Annotated in this window: 15 protein-coding genes; 9 read left to right on the top strand and 6 right to left on the bottom strand. The window is 54.3% G+C overall.

Features of this window, described 5'->3' with window-relative positions:
* Nucleotides 1-28: 28 nt before the first annotated feature.
* From SH287x_RS16275 to SH287x_RS16265, 3 genes are all read right to left on the bottom strand, one after another.
* Nucleotides 29-946 (bottom strand): hypothetical protein, encoded by a 918-nt coding sequence (locus SH287x_RS16275; protein ID WP_479515439.1) that lies wholly within the window; start codon nt 944-946, stop codon nt 29-31.
* An 18-nt stretch (nt 947-964) separates the two neighbouring features.
* Complete coding sequence (locus tag SH287x_RS16270; protein ID WP_479515438.1) at nt 965-1,402, bottom strand: hypothetical protein; 438 nt, start codon at nt 1,400-1,402, stop codon at nt 965-967.
* A 260-nt stretch (nt 1,403-1,662) separates the two neighbouring features.
* Nucleotides 1,663-2,733: a DnaA/Hda family protein gene (locus tag SH287x_RS16265; protein ID WP_479515437.1), complete on the bottom strand. Its 1,071-nt coding sequence runs from the start codon at nt 2,731-2,733 to the stop codon at nt 1,663-1,665.
* Nucleotides 2,734-3,184: 451 nt separating this feature from the next.
* On the opposite strand from SH287x_RS16265, the gene SH287x_RS16260 reads away from it, so the two are divergent.
* Both SH287x_RS16260 and SH287x_RS16255 read left to right on the top strand, forming a co-directional pair.
* Nucleotides 3,185-4,510, top strand: a complete 1,326-nt coding sequence (locus tag SH287x_RS16260; protein WP_479515436.1) for a metallophosphoesterase family protein — start codon at nt 3,185-3,187, stop codon at nt 4,508-4,510.
* A complete protein-coding gene (locus SH287x_RS16255; RefSeq protein WP_479515435.1) occupies nt 4,507-7,650 on the top strand; it encodes an AAA family ATPase in 3,144 nt (1,047 codons plus the stop codon). Before SH287x_RS16260 ends, SH287x_RS16255 begins: the two co-directional genes overlap by 4 nt.
* A 153-nt stretch (nt 7,651-7,803) precedes the next feature.
* Here the strand turns inward: SH287x_RS16255 and SH287x_RS16250 are convergent, their stop codons facing one another.
* Nucleotides 7,804-8,997: a XylR family transcriptional regulator gene (locus SH287x_RS16250; protein ID WP_479515434.1), complete on the bottom strand. Its 1,194-nt coding sequence runs from the start codon at nt 8,995-8,997 to the stop codon at nt 7,804-7,806.
* Nucleotides 8,998-9,291: 294 nt separating this feature from the next.
* Here SH287x_RS16250 and SH287x_RS16245 point away from each other — a divergent pair, with 294 nt between their 5' ends.
* On the top strand, nt 9,292-10,218 hold the full coding sequence (locus tag SH287x_RS16245; RefSeq protein WP_479515433.1) for a DUF1559 domain-containing protein: 927 nt from the start codon (nt 9,292-9,294) through the stop codon (nt 10,216-10,218).
* A 362-nt stretch (nt 10,219-10,580) separates the two neighbouring features.
* Here the strand turns inward: SH287x_RS16245 and SH287x_RS16240 are convergent, their stop codons facing one another.
* Nucleotides 10,581-11,231, bottom strand: a complete 651-nt coding sequence (locus tag SH287x_RS16240; protein WP_479515432.1) for a response regulator — start codon at nt 11,229-11,231, stop codon at nt 10,581-10,583.
* Between the two features lie 378 nt (nt 11,232-11,609).
* Here SH287x_RS16240 and SH287x_RS16235 point away from each other — a divergent pair, with 378 nt between their 5' ends.
* The 4 genes from SH287x_RS16235 (at nt 11,610) to SH287x_RS16220 (ending at nt 14,641) form a co-directional block, all read left to right on the top strand.
* Nucleotides 11,610-12,446, top strand: coding sequence for a MotA/TolQ/ExbB proton channel family protein (locus tag SH287x_RS16235; protein ID WP_479515431.1), 837 nt, complete (start codon nt 11,610-11,612; stop codon nt 12,444-12,446).
* A gap of 78 nt (nt 12,447-12,524) precedes the next feature.
* Nucleotides 12,525-12,980, top strand: coding sequence for an ExbD/TolR family protein (locus tag SH287x_RS16230; RefSeq protein WP_479515430.1), 456 nt, complete (start codon nt 12,525-12,527; stop codon nt 12,978-12,980).
* Between the two features lies 1 nt (nt 12,981).
* Nucleotides 12,982-13,527 (top strand): ExbD/TolR family protein, encoded by a 546-nt coding sequence (locus SH287x_RS16225; protein WP_479515429.1) that lies wholly within the window; start codon nt 12,982-12,984, stop codon nt 13,525-13,527.
* Between the two features lie 13 nt (nt 13,528-13,540).
* Nucleotides 13,541-14,641 carry a hypothetical protein gene (locus tag SH287x_RS16220; protein WP_479515428.1) on the top strand — a complete coding sequence of 367 codons (1,101 nt, stop codon included), beginning with the start codon at nt 13,541-13,543 and terminating at the stop codon, nt 14,639-14,641.
* Nucleotides 14,642-14,749: 108 nt separating this feature from the next.
* Here the strand turns inward: SH287x_RS16220 and SH287x_RS16215 are convergent, their stop codons facing one another.
* The gene (locus SH287x_RS16215) at nt 14,750-14,974 is read right to left on the bottom strand and encodes a hypothetical protein (protein WP_479515427.1); all 225 of its coding nucleotides are present in this window, start codon (nt 14,972-14,974) and stop codon (nt 14,750-14,752) included.
* A 187-nt stretch (nt 14,975-15,161) separates the two neighbouring features.
* Between SH287x_RS16215 and SH287x_RS16210 the strand changes: the two genes are divergently transcribed.
* The gene (locus tag SH287x_RS16210; RefSeq protein ID WP_479515426.1) at nt 15,162-15,365 is read left to right on the top strand and encodes a hypothetical protein; all 204 of its coding nucleotides are present in this window, start codon (nt 15,162-15,164) and stop codon (nt 15,363-15,365) included.
* 13 nt (nt 15,366-15,378) lie between these two features.
* Nucleotides 15,379-17,928 (top strand): DEAD/DEAH box helicase, encoded by a 2,550-nt coding sequence (locus SH287x_RS16205; RefSeq protein ID WP_479515425.1) that lies wholly within the window; start codon nt 15,379-15,381, stop codon nt 17,926-17,928.
* The last annotated feature ends 83 nt before the right edge of the window (nt 17,929-18,011 follow it).

Here is an 18,011-nt window from a genome sequence, read left to right as displayed (position 1 = left end):
AGTCTCGCCCTATTCAAAGCACCTCATTTTAAGAGGGGTCGTCTCCAAATGGCGGGGGGTTGACTGTGAACTCTTTCAGATCCAGTTTACCGGTTTGTTCGGCTTCCATTAGTTGCTGACGCTGTTCCAGACGAGAAAGCCGCATCTCTAACTCGGGATGAGTTTGAGCCAGCTTCATGATTCGTTTGGGACGAGGAACAGCGGGAAAGTTCAGTTGTCGTTGTAATGCCGCAAAAAAATAGAGCGGATCTTTCCCGCGATTGGCGCGGGCAATGCGCCCAGCCGATTCATCGAACAGAATCTCTTCGCCCGTCGGAACGTTAGCCGGAGACTGAGTCGAATCATCTGTGGGCGGATTGTCATCGTCAGTGAGTGCCGAGCGTCGCTGAGACGCCTGCTGTTCGCGCAATCGGGCGGCCAGAGCAGAACGATGATAAACCAGTTCGGCAAAGTCGACGGTTCCCAACAATGACCTCAGGCGTTTGATCCAGACTTGCCAGGCCTTGTGATAGATCGGGTCAGCCGCGATCGCCTCAAGTCCTTTATCGTATCCCAGCCGATTTCTGGCGAGCGATTCAAACTGATAGATAAAAAGTCCTGAATCAAGAGGCTGCTTCGATTTGTAATCTGCCTCACGCTCCAGAATTTCTAGAGCGAGTCGTTGGTCAAACCGTGTCCCTTCATCTTCGGCCTGTTCGATCACATACGCCTGGAAGGGAGTAAAATAGTGACTGAGTTGCTTCATCCCCGTATGAATCACGCCGCTATGCAGTAACTCGGTTCTCAGATGATTGACAGCCAGGGGCAACCGCGTTGAAGCGAGGAGTTCATCCTGTAACGAAAGGAGAATTTCCTGTGTCGGAGAATCATCCGCTAAACGTTCGCGAAACGTCCGAAAAAAATGCGTCTGCTCAATGTATTCTTCTCGGGGGAGCATAGCGGACATGATCGGGACGAGATTCCCTCAGAGGGTCGTGGTGGATTCATCACGCTGGGTTTCTGGCTGCGGATGTTCGGCTGGTTCGACGGTATCAACGGCACTCAGGTCAACCTGAATGTTTCTCAGGGCGAAGTCCCATTCCATCCACATCCGCATGACCGACCATAAGCTGCGCATACGCATTAATTGTGCTTTGGGAAGTTGCGACGCCTGAGTCAGCCAGGTCTGGGCGGCTGCGGTTAAGCCCCACATGGCAGCCAGTTGTTTGCAGATGCCATCAGCGGAAAGGTCGGGCGTGGCATCGTCGCCTGTCAGCCCCGCTTCATAGGCCAGCTTGAACAACTGAAAAAGTTCCCGATGGAAGGGGTCGATTTCCAGCGGCCGTGTCTGCGATTCGGCTTGCTGAATGAGTCGATCAATTTCCCCAAGAATTTTCTGTGCAAAAATATCAGCAGCCGGCATGGTCATCCTGTTCAATCCATATTCGTCATTGATGCTCGATGTTCCTTTTAGTCTATCCGAACAAGGTCTCAGCCAGCCACCATCGCGTGCGGCGGCATTCGGCAGACTGACCTGTAACACACATTTTGAGGAGAGTGTCAACAGATAGAACGGTTCTTCCCGTTGGCGTTTCAAACCTGATTTAAATTTAAGAGGTTGAGCCATGAGCTGTGAACAGACTGACGCGATCAATAGCCTGTTTGGATAGAGGCTCGTACCATCTACGCCGTGCGACTGTGATTCGCACTGCTTGAAGGCAGGCGGCTGCGAATTTTTTGAAGCACTTGACGCAGTGTGGGTGTCCCCGGAAGTAATTCTTCCAGCTTCGCGCAGCCATGCGAGACCGTGGTGTGATTGCGGTCACCAAAAAATCGGCCAATCTCTTCTAATGTCGAAGCGGTCATCTGGCGAGCCAGCAGCATGGCACAATGGCGGGGCAGCACGACCGACTGATGCCGCGATTTGCTTTGAAGTGCTTCCAGTGAAACGCCAAACTCCTCGGCCACTTGCAACGCCACCTGCTCGACAGTAATTGCCTGCGAGACTACATCGCCTTGCAGATATCGCTTCACAAACAAGGCATCGACCGCCACCTGCTCCCGGCGAGCCATGACTTCGATCTGCTGGATGGCGAGCAGCAAACGCGCAGGTGAACCGGGAAGATTCTCTGCCAGCTCTAACGCTCCGGCCTCTGTTAATGGCAGATGTTTCTGATGGGCAAAATGCAACGCCAGTTGCCGACGGCTTTCAATCGAAGGCCATTTTAATGGTACGCAGAGGCCGCCGTGACATCGGTTGACCAGCCGCGCCGTCATTCCCCGAAGTTCCCCCGGCCCCTTTTCGCTGATCAGCAGCACATGCCCCCCGGTTTCGGCCATCTGGTCGAGAACCGAAAGAAGATGCTGTTGATGGTCCGCCCGATCCTGGAGTTCATCGAGTTGATCAAGCACGAGAACGTCAGTGGCACGAAGTGCATCCAGCGCTTCCAGCGAAGCTTTCTGTTCAGCGGCATCCACAAGGAAAGTGGTGAACTCGTGGGCGCGAACAAACAAAACCTTACTGCGATTCTGACGCTTGATGACTTCTCGGGAAGCCTGCCGGCAGAGATGAGTTTTACCACCGCCGGGCGGACCATAAATCACAGTGATGCGCGGGCCATGAATCCCCGCTGATCCGTTTGGCTCAGCAATCCGCATCGCTGCCGTAAAGGCAAAATGGTTCTCGGGGAGCACGAAGAACGGCTCCGGGGAAACCAGTGCAGATTGGCTGCGCGCCAACAGGCCGGCGAGCATAATCCTGGTCCGACGTCACTGCGGACAATCTTGGGGGTTGGGCAAACATCCTTTTGCCTCGGCTCATCCTTGGGGGCAGACCGCATTAGCAGCGAAGAGTCCCTCTTCATCTGCCGTGCAATTCACCCTAATGAGAAAAGCTTTCCTGGCTTTCCCCACAGCAAAGATCGTCTCGTGAGTCGGGATCCCACAACTCAAATATCCCCCATTTACCCCAAGCTGACTGAAGGGCATGGGATGTTCTGATTGTAGCGGTTTGGCCTGGAGGTCGCCTGTGAAATGTCTGGTTTATGGCGGCTCAGGTGGCGTTGAAGACCAAAATTTTGCCTGAACTACCTCGTTAGACCGGCTTCAGGAGTAAATTTCACTTTCGCTAAAGCCCGTAAAGGCGGTAAGCTGGGATTAACCGGCAGAAAATGCCGACAAAGACTTTCCCGGAAAGGATTCCGATATGCTGTTCAGGCCACTGCGGTTTCTGCATGCCGCCGGCTTGATGCTGGAGCGGCCTCTCCTTGAAACAGGCGAATTGGTAGGCGAGGTGGCGAAAACAGCCGCTCACGCGACCCTGTTCGCTTGGGAAAAACTCGTTGACATTGCCATCGCCAAAGATGTCGATTTTGTGCTCCTCTCTGGCGACACCTTTGATACCCGCGAGGCCTCCCTGGCGGCGGAAGTCGCGTTTCGCCACGGTGCAGAACGGTTGGCTGCCAAAGAAATTCCACTGGTCATTGCTCCCGGCCAGCTGGATTCGGCTGCCGCCTGGGCCGCGATTCCTTCGCTTCCGGATAATGTCGTCGTTTTTCGCCAGGCTGATGACGCCACAGTCGATCTGACATCCAATAATCAGACTTATTGTTCCATCGTCCCCATCACCGATTCAGCCAGTGTTGATCCACCCGAGTTGGAGCGTCTTCGATCGCGAACGGCCAAAAAAGGGCAGATCGAACCCTTTGTGGTGGGCGTGATGTGTCACCGTCTGCAAAACTGGACGACGACCGAGCCTTCCGCTACCCATGCCGCCCGACGATACATTTCGGTGCATTATCTGGCCCATGGTGGTCGGCAATCTCCTGAACTTCTGCCTGTCACGGAAGGGCAGGTGCATGCTCCCCCGTTGCCCGTTCCTTTCCGTCGCCGGGATGTCACCACGGGAGCCACATTGGTGGAAGTGGATGGTTCCGGCCGGGTGCAATTGGTGCTGCAACCTCTCTCTCCTGTCCGTCGCTATCAGTTCACGATTGATCTCACTCCGATTCGGTCGCGCAGTGAGCTTGTGGAAAAAATGCTGGCGATGGTGCAAGAGCAGCAACCTCTACCGCATGAATCGTTGTGTCTGGCCCATTGGTCGTTTGTGGGAACAAGCAGCGTTGTGCAGGAATTAGCCAGCGATGAAGCGGTCAAAAACACGTTGCGTCAGCTGAGCGATTGGACAGATCAACTGGAGCGGGGCAAGTGGCGGCATACCTGCTCACCCCGATACGGCAGCCATTCAGGCTGGTTGGGGAGCGAGAATTCTCTGGAAGCCAACGCCCGGGAAGTGCTTGATCGAATCGAGCCTCAGGATGACGATAGCTGGCAGGGCTGGGTGATGAATCATCTTCCCGAGCACGACGATTTTTTTGCGGGTCTTCTGGCCAGCGTAGGCCCGCTGGATGATGAACGGATTTCTGGTCAGGCGCGTCAGCTTTGCCATGAATGGCTCAGCGATCTGTCCGACATGCCCCTCGCCGGAACCTCTTCGCCGGATGTGAAGACACCGGGAGACGCCACACAGTGAAAATTTCGAATATCCACATTGATCGCTTTGGAGTCTGGGAAGACTTCGACCAGACCATCAAGCCCAATGGGCTGACCGTTTTTTACGGGACAAATGGGACTGGTAAGACGACATTGTTGCGGTTCCTGCGCGCCATGCTCTATGGCTTTACCCTGGATGACCGGCAAATTGCCGAGCGCTGGCGGGATCGCTTCAGCCGCGAAGGTTCGCTGGTGGTGCAGCATCAGGGACGCACGCACCGACTGCATCGCATGGCCACGCTGGAAGCCGATCCCGGCCGCCTGACGATTGATGGCCAGGATGCTAATGGCGTCGGAAAGCCTCTCTACGAAGATCTGGTCGGACGGCTGGATGCCCGCTTGTTTCAGTCGGTCTTCGCGTTAGGACTGCCCGAGTTACAACAACTGGGAACGCTGGAAGACGAAGTCGTCGCCCGACATATCTATGCCATGACGCTCGGGCCGCAAGGACGTCAGCTTCAAGACGCTGGCCCCAAACTTGAAAACTACCAGCGAGCCATCCGCAACCCCTCCGCCATGTCTGGTCGTTTGCTCGAGCTTTCACAACAACGGACGCGCTTGCGCGCCCTGGGCGAAGCCGAAGGCACCCGCCTGAAGAGGCACCGTGAACTGCTCCGAAAGAGGGAAGAACTCGAAACCCGGCAAGAGAATCTCACCAGTCGGCAGACATCAACACAGGCGGCACTCCTGGAATCCCGTCATCTTCAACGAGTCTGGGAACCCTGGCGGCTTGTGAATCAATGCCAGCGGGAATTGAGCGGGCTGCCCGAACTCAAGGCCATTGCCCCCGATACAATTTCTCAGCTGGATCGCATTGAAACGGAAATTGCCACGCATGGCCAGAAGCGATCGCTGGCCCGTGCACGGGTTGATCAGATCGAAGAAAAACTCAAGTCTGCCCGGAAGCTGGCTGACTTCGGACGTTATGGCCCTGCCCTGCATGCCCTCTGGGATCACAAAGAAACCTGGCAGGTGCGAGAAGCCGAAAGGCTTCGGTTAGAGCAAGAGGTCAATGCTTCTGAGCAGGAACTCTCTCGTCGTCTTAAGGAACTCGGGCCACGCTGGACGCGCCAGCGCCTGAGTGAAATCGTCAACACACCGGCTGCTCAGGCCGAACTGCTGGGGGCCGCCCGCGCATTTCAGGATATCCGATCACGTCAGGCACTCCGCCAGCATCGATATCAAAAGAAATCCAGTGTCTGCCACGACCGCGAACTCACTCTGAAAACCAGCCTGCTGGAATTGGGGATTCAGAGCGAAACCATTGAAGAACCACTTCACTTCGCCCGGCAGCGACTCGCCCATGTGGTCGAGTTGGGACGGCTCCAAATTGCCGCAGGTGAACATCTGGAGCGAATCCGCGAGCTGGAAAAACAACTGGAGCGCATCCAGGTTCGTTCCAGCATGCCCCCCTGGATTTTCACACTGCTGTTTCTGTTCTTAGCCGCTGGTGTGGGCCTTGTCTTCTGGGGAGCACTCTCTTCAGTCACCACCGGCATTTTTGTGGGCACAATCTATGCGCTGATCGGAGCGATGGCCATCAGCCTCTCGTATGGTCTGAAAGTCCAGTTCGAGCGTGATGCCGAAGATCAGGTGCGGGCCATTCGAGAAAGCCGACGTGATTATCAGGTGCGACTGCATGACGCCCGTGAGCAAATGCGCGATCTGGCCAGTCAGCACGATCTCATGGATGCCAGCGAACTGGCCCAGTGGATGAATGGCACCAATGATGGCGGCCTCATTGCCCAGGCTGCCTCTCGACTGGCCGATCTCGAAAAATTGCAGCGGCAATTTCAGGAGATCCGGCGCGTGCGCAAATCCCTCAGTGCTGCTCGCAAGAAATTGCAGGAAGGGCAGCGCGATCTGGCTCAGGCTCGAAACGAGTGGAGCCGCAAACTGGTCGGCATCGGTCTCGACGAATCGACGTCGATCAGCACGACTTACAACCTGTGGGACAAAGTCCACAACGCCTTTTCCCTGTTGAAAACATCACAGGATCTCGGCAGTAAACTGCAAAGTGTGCAGGGGCAGCAACTGAGCTTCCGACAACAGGTGGAAACTCTCGCCGGACGGATGCAGCGACCACTGACCCCCGCTTCACAACCCTGGAATCTGCTCGAAGGGTGGCGAGGTGAACTGGAGACAGCGCTGGTCAAACGCAAAGCCAAACGCAAGCTTGATCATCTTCTGGAACAACGGCAGGAAGTCCGCTTTCGCCTCGATCGGCAACTCGAACAGAATCACCTGGATCGCACCGCTCTGCTCAGTGCCGCTGGTGTTCGCGACCGTGACGGCCTGATGGATCGCATCCAAACCTGGGAAAAGCGTCGCGAGTGGGAATTGCGCCTGCAACAGGCCCAGCACGATCTTGAGCAAGCCATCCAGTCACAACCCACGTTAGTGATCACCGAAGACGTTCTGCGTAAGTTCAATCGCACGCAAAATGATCAGAGGATCAATGAGTTCACCAAAGATCTGGCGGTGATTGAACAGGATCTCAAGCGGCTCTATGAAGAGTTGGGAAGTGTGAAGCAAGAGACGCGAACTCTCGAAGCTGACACGTCAGGCGTCACCCGCCGACTGGAACTCGCCACGATTGAACAACAGATGCGTCGGAGCATGGAAGACTGGTACGCCGCCTCTCTGGCGCAGCAGAGTATGGACGAACTGCGTCAGCGTTTTGAACGAACAAATCAGCCACAGCTATTAGCGGAAGCTTCGCCGTTCCTCTCGCGGCTGACATGCGGGCAGTATCCCAATATCTGGACGCCGCTGGGTCAACACGCCCTGTGCGTCGACGATGATCGGCAAAATCCCTGGCCCGTCCAGATGCTTTCCGGTGGCACGCGCGAGCAACTCTTCCTCGCGATTCGGCTGGCCATGGTTCGCCGCTTCACCGCGAAGAATATCGAGCTGCCGATGATTCTCGACGATGTCACCGTCAACTTTGATGAACAGCGCTCGGGAGCAGCCGTCGATACCTTGATCGACTTCGCATCGACCGGCCAGCAGGTGCTGGTCTTCACCAGCCATTTGAACTTCGCAGAACAGTTCCAGTCCCGCGGCGTCGAACCCGTCTGGCTGTCAAGAACCGAATCACAAAGCCGCAAAGCAGGTTAGTGCCGCGCCCACCTTTATCTTGAAGTGTATTAAAAGTAGGGTGCATGTAGTCTTCGGAATGCACCAGCATCTATTTAGCGTTCAGCTAAGCTGGTAATCTCTATCTCCATGGTTTCATGATCCCCTATTGTTGGGACAAAGCGACCACAGGGGTTATCCGTGGGTCTTGATATTCTGTCGGTATTGAAGAGGTGTGGTGCCGCAGTCTCTTTTGAATTGGCGGATCATGACCTCTGGATGTGAAAAACCCACACTGTAAGCAACTTGAGTAATCGTGTAGTCGGTTTCTCTCAGCAGCTTCTTCACCTGAGCCAGCTTGCAGCGGCGAATTTCATCACTGGGGCTTCTTCTCAGTGTCTTCTTGAAAGAGAGTTCCAACGTACGGCGCGAAACGCCAAGGCTTCTGACCAGATCCGTCACTGCGTACGGCTCATTCTGATAAGCCCGGATCAATGCCACCGCTTGCCGCACCACAGGATCGCTTGTGAACATTGTATCGGTCGAGAAACTCTCAAAGACTTCCAGAGGAGGAACCGTGATCGGCGCATGGGGTGCTCCCTTCCCCTGCATCATCTCCTCCAGGAGAGCCGCTGCCCGATATCCCACTTCATGGCCATCTTGCCGAATGCTGGAAAGTGGCAATGGTGAAAGAGCCGAGACCAAAGGATCCTGCTCAATTGCCAGAATGGCCAGATCATCGGGAATTTCGATCTTCTGCCGCGCACAGGCCAGAGCCAACTCGCGGCCCGTGACATCCGACCATACCACGACAGCGGCGGGTTTTGCCAACGTCCCCACCCAGTCTTCCATCGCCTTTCGCTGAAGCACAGGATTGGTCGGGTCGACAGCCTTCTGGCTCAAATCATAGAGATAATTAGCGCAACCATGTCCCGCGAGCTTCAAGCGATCGACAAACCCGTCACGAACGGCTGTGGAATAGTTCATCGAAGGATGTGAACCACAGAAACCAAACGACGTATATTGTTTATTGAGAAGAAACTCGGCAGCCATCGTTCCCGCAGCCCGTTCATCAGAAACGACTTTAGGAATATAAGTCGCATGTTTCCCCAGCCATGAAACATTCACTGCGGGAAGCTTCGACTTTTTAATTTGCCTGGCTAACGTATCCGAGGTTAGCCGGCAGATGATTCCATCGCCTTTCCAGTCGGCGGGCAGTTCCAGCTCATCTCCCAATCCGCGCTGTTCCAGCCAGAAATCCCATCCCCCTCGCTCAAAGGCATAGCTGGCCACGCCTCGAAGCACTTCACGGCTCCAATGCGTCGCAGTCTGAACCAGTATTGCCACACGGGGGCGTTCTCGGATTTGCATGGCAAGAAGGTGACTCATTTCGTTCCGTGAAGCAATACGCACAAAACGGGCGGTTGCATGAATATTTGAAGAAGTCTGCGGTGGAAAAGTCAAAAAGATTGCGCCGCAAATCAGTGCTTATCCTTCTTGTCTCCTGGAGAATTACAGCGTCGTGGCAAATGTCAGCCAAGGTTTCATACCTCTTGGAAGGCACCGGCAACACCCTTCGCTTCCCTTTCCCGTCCTGAAAATTGTGTGTGTCGCAAGCCTGTCACGAATTACCGGCAAGGTTGATTGATTGTTCAAGTTTCTCTTGTTTTAAGGGTCAGTTCAATGAAACGCCAGGGCTTTACTTTAATCGAACTGCTGGTCGTGATCGCCATCATTGCCATCCTGATTGCGCTGCTATTACCAGCCGTCCAACAGGCCCGTGAAGCTGCCCGCCGCAGCCAGTGCAAAAACAACCTGAAACAACTGGGACTGGCACTCCATAACTATCATGATATTCACAACGTGCTCCCCTTCGGCGGGGCATACGAAGGCGCCATGTGGTCAGCCATGATTCTACCGCAAATCGATCAGGCCCCGCTTTACAACTCCATTCCTTCGTGGGGAGAACTGCCAGCAGGCGAACCGTCAAACTGGGGAAACGCAGCCGGTACGAATACGTATCCCAAGACCAAAGCTTGTGAAGTCCTGATTCCCGTTTTCCGCTGCCCCTCCGCTTCCATTCCCGAACATCATGAGGAACGTGGTGTCGGTAACGGCTATCGGATCAAGGGCCGTGTCCCTGTGACCTATCTGGCCAACGCGTGGGGTTCGGGCGGTGATCGGACTGACGACACAGCCGTGGAACCGATCTGGCAGGCCAGTGACGGAATGTTTTCTTTCAATATCCCTCGTCGCTTCCGCGATGCGACCGACGGGCTTTCGAACGTTGTCATGCTGGGTGAAGCCCTTCCCAACCTGAGCAATACATCCACCACTGTCGACGAACCAGTCTGGCCGAATGGAATTAAAGATCACTGGGCCATTGGTAGCGATGACTACGACGACAAATGCGACCTTTCGGAAGCCATGGGTTCCACGGGCGTGCGAATCAACACCAGCTTTGAAACGGCTTATGGCAGTGCCCACACCGGCGGCACCCACATCGTCCTTGGCGATGGCTCCGTGCGGTTTGTTAGTGAAAACATCGACAACACGCTCTGGGCTGACTTGGGCGCACGCAATGATGGCCGAGCCCTTGGTGAATACTAATTCGCCATCTCTATAGAACCGTAGGGTGGTTAAGTTTTGTAGGGTGCATGTAGCGGAGCGTAATGCACCAATTCGGCGTAAAATACAAAGACCGGTGCATTACGAGGACTTCATGCACCCTACTGTTTCACCTCGGTTGATATTATGGGTTTCGATTGTATCTATCTAGCAACCCACCAGCTCAGAGATTCTGATCAAATGAACGATGATCGCAGTTTTGTAGGGTACATGTAGCGGAGCGTAATGCACCAATTCGGCGTAAAATGAAAAGACCGGTGCATTCCGGGGACTCCATGCACCCTACGAAACTTTAACCGATCGTCACAAGATTGGTACATTGAATTGGCATGCACCCTGCAAGACTATTCCGAGAGCCACCCCTGGCGCACAGAATAGCGAACCAGTTCCGAACGGCCTCGAATGTTGAGTTTCTGCATGCCGCGAAATTTATAGGTCTCGACGGTCTTTAAACTGATGTCCAGGCGGGCAGCGATTTCTTTAGCCATATATCCCGAAGCCATCAGCCGTAATACTTCTTGTTCACGCTCACTTAATGCTTCTGTTTGCGGGTGAGGCAGGACAACGGCTGGGATATGTTCGTGAGGCTGTTGTATTGAGACAGCATCAGTACCGGAAGTGTGTCGTTCCCCTGCGGCAATTTTTCTGAGCGAGTGAATCAGTTCTTCGGCTGTGGCCCGCTTGGTGAGAAATCCATAGGCTCCCAATTCCAGTGATTTCTGCCGGGCGGAGGGATCTTCATTGGATGTGACCACCAGCACTTTGGGTGGTTCCCGCTGACATTGAAGTTGTTCCAGCACTTCAAAACCGTTGAAGTAAGGAATCCCCAGATCCAGCAGGACAATGGCCGGCTTGAGACGGGCCATCATTTTCAGACCAGTGACACCATCACCGGCTTCTCCCACGACAAGAAAATCGGCCTGATGCTCCAGCAGCATTTTGAAGCCGGCCCGGACAAGTTCATGATCTTCGATCAGCACGATCGGAATCGGCATGTGACGCTCTTTTCTTGCCTGTCGTAATCCTGTTTTTTGTCAATTTCGCCCTGAGGTGAAAAGTCGGCAAAATCCAACTTCTGCTTTCGTTGTAGGAACTTATGTCAGTAAAACCGGTAGTTGATTACAAATAAACAGAACCTGAATTGTTGTGTTTTGTGAAAGAAATAGGTTTGTGGCGTGCACTTTGTTGCATTATGCCACTGAATCCCTGTCACTTTGTCAGCGAATTCTTGACGGACTTTACCATTTTTCCTGACACAAAGTTGTTCTCAAATCCATGAACATTTGCCAGAATGAAATCAAATCCAAGGAGGTAGTACCTTCAGACGGATTTGATTGCCCATCAATTGGCTGTTTGAAATTCTGGAGACGCTCATGACGACCCCTATGGGAAAAATGCTGGCCTGTTTGCTTCCTTGCGCCGCATTTCTCATTGCTGCCACGCTCATCTGGAGTGAATCCCGTTCCGCAATTGCTCAGGACGATGCGGCTCCTGCCGAAGCACCGGCTGCCGCTGCCGCTGGTGAAGAAGCAGCACCGGCTGGCGAGGGACATTCCCCCCAGCGGATGTCGACACTCGCCTGGTTGATCCACACTTCGGGTTGGATCGGCGGCCTGTTGTTCGTCATGTCGATTTACCTGGTGGCTAAAATCACTCAGTTGTTCCTGCGCCTGCGACCTGAAAACGTCATGCCGGAAGATCTGACGACCGAGTGGAGCGAGATGCTGAACAAGCGGGATTACCACGGGATTTATCGCACAGCCAAAGAGAGCGACAGCGAGCTTGGCCAGTTGGTTGCCAACGGTATTTCGGCTCTGAATGGTGGTCTTGCCGAAGCACGCGACTCGATCGATCGCCAGGGGGAAGTCATCACCGTCGAGATGGAAAAGCAGATCAGTATGCTGGCAGTGATTGGATCGCTGGGGCCGCTGATTGGTCTGCTGGGAACACTCAAAGGGATGATCGCCAGCTTCAGTGTGATCGCGATGTCTGAAACCCAGATGAAAGCCAGTGAAGTGGCTGGCGGTATTTCGGAAGCGTTGCTGATTACTTTTGAAGGGGTGGCTCTTTCTGTCCCGGCGATTTTCTTCTTCGCGATTTTCCGTAATCGCGTGTCGACTCTCAGCCTGGGTGCCATCAATATGGCCAATGAAATGGTAAGGCGCATTCAGACCACCGCCGCTGCCCGAACTCCTGCCGCCACTACTTAATTCTCCAGAATGCGGGAAACGGTTTTTCATTTTTGATGACAACTCAAGTCGTCAGTCTCATCATCTGGAGGGTTATCCATGTCTGCGCATAGCAGCGAGGGGGGCGATCCCAACCTGACGCCGATCCTCGACATGGTCTTTCAGTTGATCACTTTCTTTATGCTGGTGATCAACTTCAAAGGGGCCGCATTGGATCTGTCTCTGAAGCTCCCTGTTCTGGGTTCAGCCAGGCCACTGGAATACATCGGTCACCGTGAACCCATCACGCTGAACATCTCCGAAGATGGCAATGTCTCTTCTTACGGACAAAAGATTGAACCAGAACAGTTCATTGCCACTGAGGGACGCCTGCAGAAGTTGCAGGCTGAGAGCATTTCCGGCAAGGGGGCTTCCAATGAACTGACAACGCCGGTCATTATCCGGGCGGATCAGTCGGTTCCCTTCACCAAGATCAACGAGATCATTCACCTTTGCCAGAAGAACGGCTTTCGGAATTTCGCACTCAGTGCCATGAGCGGAAAGGGGAATCGTTAGCGTGAAAAGACGTTCCCGCCGTAAAGGCCCTCGTGACGTTGAGCTGAACCTGGCTGCCATGCTTGATATGGCCTTCCAGTTGTTGGCCTTCTTTATTCTCACCTTCCGTCCCAGTCCGGTGGAAGGCCATTTGCAGTTGCAGATGCCTCCTCCGACACCAGTGACGCAAATGGAAACGGAGAAAGTCTCGCCCTCATTGGACAGCGGCGGCATTACTCCCGATCTCAAAACGCTCAACATCTTTGTGAACAGTGATCCTTCTGGCCATATTTCAGGGATCAAGGCTGGTTTACGAACTGTCGTGCAGGGGCCGCTCACACCAGCGGCCAGTGAAGCGTTGGGAGAACACCTCAAATCGTTGTTGGGGTCGGGCATTACATCGTTCGACCGTGTTCAGTTGCACGTTGACAGCCAATTGCGATACGAGGAACTGATGAAGGTTGTTGACGTCTGTACGCTACAGACCTTGCCAGATGGCACGCCTCTGAGTCGCGTCAGCTTTGTTGAAAATCTGACAGGTGGCGCAGCTGCCGGCGCGAGCGAATGAAAGCCGGGACGACATGACACGTAGAATTGTCCGCCCGTTTGGATATTCGATTCCAGCGACCCGGACACTCACATTGCTTTTCACCCTGTTGATTCTCTGGGTGATGTACGACACCATCCGCCAACCTATGGTCTGGCGATGGTTGGCGCAAGGTGAGCAGGTCTCTCGTCCTGAAGATGACGCCGAAAGCTCACCTGAAACGGTGATTGCTGGGGTCAACGATACTGACCCCGAAGAACTGGCTGAGTTCCATCGGCTTAAAGAACTCCTGAGAGATCGTGCCGACCTGCGACCGCGAGAAATGCCTCTTTACTGGCGCCTGGTCGGTTGGGCGAACTCACAAACATTTGACGAACTGGCCAAACGCGCTAAACGAGAACCCGCTTTTACGCAAATCTGGGACACTCCAGACAAGTATCGCGCCGTTCCCATCAAGATGAAACTGCACATTCGCCGTGTGTTGCAGTTCGACGCTCCCGAAAATCCTCTGGGCATCGAGAAGGTTTTTGAAGCCTGGGGGACAACCGACGACTCAAAGTCGTTCCCTTATGTGGTGGTCTTTACTCAAAAACCAAAGGGGCTACCGATTGGCCCTGATGCCTGGGCTGAGGTGGAATTTGCGGGCTATTTTCTCAAAGTGATGTCCTATAAAGCCTTCGACGTTCGCCGTGGTGCCCCGCTGTTAATTGGACGAATCCGCCTCGCTCCATCCGAGCAAATTCGCCTGAAAAAAGCTGCCGAAACCCAGGACACGTCCATCTATTGGATTTACGGCATTGCAGCCATTGCCTCGCTCGTGATGGCCACGCTTTACATCCGGAAAAACCTCGTCTATCGCGGTCGTCCCCGCGTCCCTCGAAAAGACGTCACCGATCAGGATGAACTTCCTGAAACAGCGGACGGCTTCAGCTTTGGTGCCAATGACTCGCCCACACCCGTGATCACTCCACCGCCGAACCCCGGGCTTTATCTCCCTTTCCCCATTGATTTGACGGTGGATCCGAATCAGCCGGCACCCTCGTCAGCGAACCCATTGGCCCTCGATCCAACTCTTCCCGATCCAACACTTCCCAGTGAGGGAACAGAGCCGGATTCCAAGCCGCCTTCCGTTTGAGAATCGCCCGAGCCGAGATGAGCCTGCCCGAGAACACGCCCTCTCCCACTGGCGGGAAAGGGCTGGGGTGAGGGGCATTTAGTCTTCCGTTTTTTTGATAGCTATCAATTATACTTCGCCAATGGCAACGTGCCCCTCTCTCTCATCGAGAGCCACGCGTTCCCCCCTCAACCGGCCTTCGGCCACCTTCTCCCTGAGGGAGAAGGATTGAAAAGCTCCCTCTCCCGCTGGCGGGAGAGGGCTGGGGTGAGGGTCTAATGAACCAGCCGTGTCTCCAAAGCCAAGATCAATCCCCTCAACCGAAGGAGGATTTGACTGCTTTCGGCCAGTCACCCAGTGGCCCGCCTCTCAGTGGGCAGCCACCCCCCCAAAAAAAATGGCTTTGTCTCTCGCGTCAATGTGCCTCCAGCGAGTGTGATATGCGACAGTATCGTTTGTTGGCTCTGACCTCCCATTCAGGATAAAGTGTGAACTTTGCCGAACTCATGATCCCTCTGGTTCATTCATCAAAGAGATGACGATGCCCAGCACCTCTGGCTCTTCCAAACGTGTCAAAGCTTCTGGCCATGGCAAGCAGCCCACAGCTCATACCAAGGGCAAGAAACGCCTCTCGTTTCAGGATCGTCTGGCACGTCTAACGTATGTTCAGGCTTGTCGCCTGCTGGGGGAAGAGGGGGGCGCAACTCCTGCGAAGCGGCAGTCAACGCTGGGATCTGAATTGTGAGGATCACGCCTATTTGGCCGGCGATCTTTTGCGTATCAGCATTCCAGAACAAACAATTCCTGGCGGAAAAGCGATTGTCATCCTGACGCAAATGACTGCCCGGTCGCAAGAACTGCACTTGCGCTGCGATCAGTGCGATGTTCCTTGCGTTCATGCGGGCGCGGCGCTGAATCTGCTGCTTGAACAAAAACTTCCGCTTGGTCTCTCCGCTCCTCCCGATGAAGCCGTGCCATTTGAATTGCTGACGGAGCAGGAACTTCTCGAGCGAGCCGTGGAGGAACGTCGCCAACGGGCATCGCAGGAGCGAATGACGCTCCGCTCTGGCAGCCCAGGTCATCCCTGGTGCGATTACACGCTGATGAGCCACCAGTCCGGCAAGACCTATCGTGTGTCATTACTGGGCGATGCTCCCGGGGAAGCGTTTTGCTCCTGCCCCGACTTTCGCACGAACCATCTCGGGACGTGCAAGCACATCATGCATGCCCTTGAAAAAATCAAAACGCGATTCAGTAAGCGGGATCTTCAGTACCGGCCTCGCATTTCACAAGTCTGGCTGTGGATCGATTATCGCGATGGCATTGCCCTGCGGTTCACGCTTCCTGATGAATGTCCGGACAATGTTCGTCGAATCGTTGGCCAGTGGGCCACCGAGCCTCTTGGTGATGCTCAGATTGCCATGACTTGCCTCAAGAAATTGGAACGAGCCGGGCAAGAGGTGCTGGTCTACCCGGATGCCGAAGAGTGGATTGAACGAGAATTACTGCATCAACAACTTCAAGAGCAGACGGCAGAAATTCGTCGGGATCCTCAAGGACATCCCCTTCGGACAACGCTGCTTAAGCAGCCGCTGCTTCCTTATCAGATGGATGGGGTCGCGTTTGCCGCAGGCGCGGGAAGAGCGGTTCTGGCCGATGACATGGGACTTGGCAAAACCATTCAGGGAATCGGCACGGCGGAACTGCTTTCTCGTTTGATAGGGATTCAGCGCGTTCTGGTCGTTTGTCCGGCATCGGTGAAAGGGCAGTGGCGCGACGAAATCCAACGCTTCACAGACAGTACTGTGGAGATCGTCATTGGCCGCACGGAAGAACGTCGGCAGATTTATCAGGGGAAAACATTCTTCACGATCTGCAATTACGAACAAGTCTTGCGAGATTTGGAAGCCATTGAACAGACTCCCTGGGATTTGATCATTCTTGATGAAGGGCAACGGATCAAAAATTGGGAGTCGAAGACATCGCAGGTGATTCGCTCGCTCCGTAGCCCCTTTGCGCTCGTCTTGAGCGGCACGCCTTTGGAAAATCGACTCGATGAATTGTACACCGTTGTGAAATTCGTCGATGAACGGCGGTTAGGCCCTGCGTTTCGGTTCTTTCACAAACATCGCCGGGTAGATGACAATGGCCGGGTGCTGGGATTTCGCAAACTGGACGAACTGCGAGAACAACTGAAGCCGATTCTGCTGCGAAGAACCCGGCAGGAAATCCTGCAACAGCTTCCCGAAAGAACGACTTCGGTGATCCGAATTCGACCAACGGAAGAACAGCTGGAAATGCACCAGGGTTTTATGCAGACCGTGGCTCAAATCACAAACAAAGCCTATTTCACAGAGATGGATCTGTTGCGTCTGCAAAAGGCACTTCTCATGTGCCGGCTCTGTGCGAATGGGACGGGACTGGTCAATCCGGAGGCGCCAAACTATAGCAGCAAGCTGGTTAAGCTGACAGAACTGCTGGAACAATTGTCGGAACAGTCTGACCGTAAGATTGTGTTGTTCAGCGAATGGAAGCGGATGCACGATTTGATTGAACCCGTGCTGGAACGATTGGGAATGCCGTTCGTCCGCCTGGATGGTAGTGTCTCTCAAAAGCATCGTCCCGCACTCATCCAGAGGTTCCAGCGTGACTCGGACTGCCGCGTGATCCTTCTGACCAATGCGGGCAGTACGGGTTTGAACCTGCAATCCGCCAATACGGTGATTAATGTTGATCTCCCCTGGAATCCTGCGATTTTGGAACAGCGGATTGCGCGGGCACACCGTATGGGTCAGAAGAACCCCGTCCATGTCTATTTACTGATCACGGAAGAGACTCTGGAAGAACGCCTGCTCGATACTTTGGCAACTAAAGCCGAACTCGCCGCTGCTGCGTTAGATGTGGATAGCGATATCGATGAAGTTCAGATGAAAAGTGGTATTGAAGAACTTCGCCGTCGGGTAGAACGCCTGCTTGGAAAAGCCCCCGATGCACCCATCGACTGTTCGTTACAAACCCGCGTCGAAGAAGAGGCCCGGCAGATCAAAGATCGCCGGGAGCGTGTGGCGGCCGCCAGTGGTCAATTGATTGGAGCCGCTCTTCAGCTGGTGGGAGAACTGATTTCCGAACAAGGCCGTCCCGCACCCGACCCTGCGATGGTCAGCCGGTTGCGAGAGGGTTTGAATGAGAGCGTGGAGCGTGACGAAGCCGGGCGGCCGCAATTGAGGCTCACGCTGCCCAACGATGAATCGCTCTCACAATTTGCCATGACACTTGCTCAACTTCTGGCACCACCTCAGGCTTCTTGAGCCATGTTGAGGGCATGTTAATGCACCAGTGTTTGCAATTCATACCGAATTGGTGCATTAACATGCACCCTACTAAATAGTAA

Source organism: Planctopirus sp. SH287, assembly GCF_056500625.1.
The sequence above is the reverse complement of the archived record's forward strand: the minus strand, read 5'-3'. Positions and strand labels throughout refer to the sequence as shown.

Excerpts from the sequence above, each read along its gene's own strand:
- SH287x_RS16260 (WP_479515436.1), top strand. The coding sequence starts at position 3,185 with ATGCTGTTCAGGCCACTGCGGTTTCTGCATGCCGCCGGCTTGATGCTG.
- SH287x_RS16245 (WP_479515433.1), top strand. The coding sequence starts at position 9,292 with ATGAAACGCCAGGGCTTTACTTTAATCGAACTGCTGGTCGTGATCGCC.
- SH287x_RS16250 (WP_479515434.1), bottom strand. The coding sequence starts at position 8,997 with ATGAGTCACCTTCTTGCCATGCAAATCCGAGAACGCCCCCGTGTGGCA.
- SH287x_RS16270 (WP_479515438.1), bottom strand. The coding sequence starts at position 1,402 with ATGCCGGCTGCTGATATTTTTGCACAGAAAATTCTTGGGGAAATTGAT.
- SH287x_RS16210 (WP_479515426.1), top strand. The coding sequence starts at position 15,162 with ATGCCCAGCACCTCTGGCTCTTCCAAACGTGTCAAAGCTTCTGGCCAT.
- SH287x_RS16265 (WP_479515437.1), bottom strand. The coding sequence starts at position 2,733 with ATGCTCGCCGGCCTGTTGGCGCGCAGCCAATCTGCACTGGTTTCCCCG.
- SH287x_RS16275 (WP_479515439.1), bottom strand. The coding sequence starts at position 946 with ATGTCCGCTATGCTCCCCCGAGAAGAATACATTGAGCAGACGCATTTT.
- SH287x_RS16240 (WP_479515432.1), bottom strand. The coding sequence starts at position 11,231 with ATGCCGATTCCGATCGTGCTGATCGAAGATCATGAACTTGTCCGGGCC.
- SH287x_RS16235 (WP_479515431.1), top strand. The coding sequence starts at position 11,610 with ATGACGACCCCTATGGGAAAAATGCTGGCCTGTTTGCTTCCTTGCGCC.
- SH287x_RS16220 (WP_479515428.1), top strand. The coding sequence starts at position 13,541 with ATGACACGTAGAATTGTCCGCCCGTTTGGATATTCGATTCCAGCGACC.
- SH287x_RS16230 (WP_479515430.1), top strand. The coding sequence starts at position 12,525 with ATGTCTGCGCATAGCAGCGAGGGGGGCGATCCCAACCTGACGCCGATC.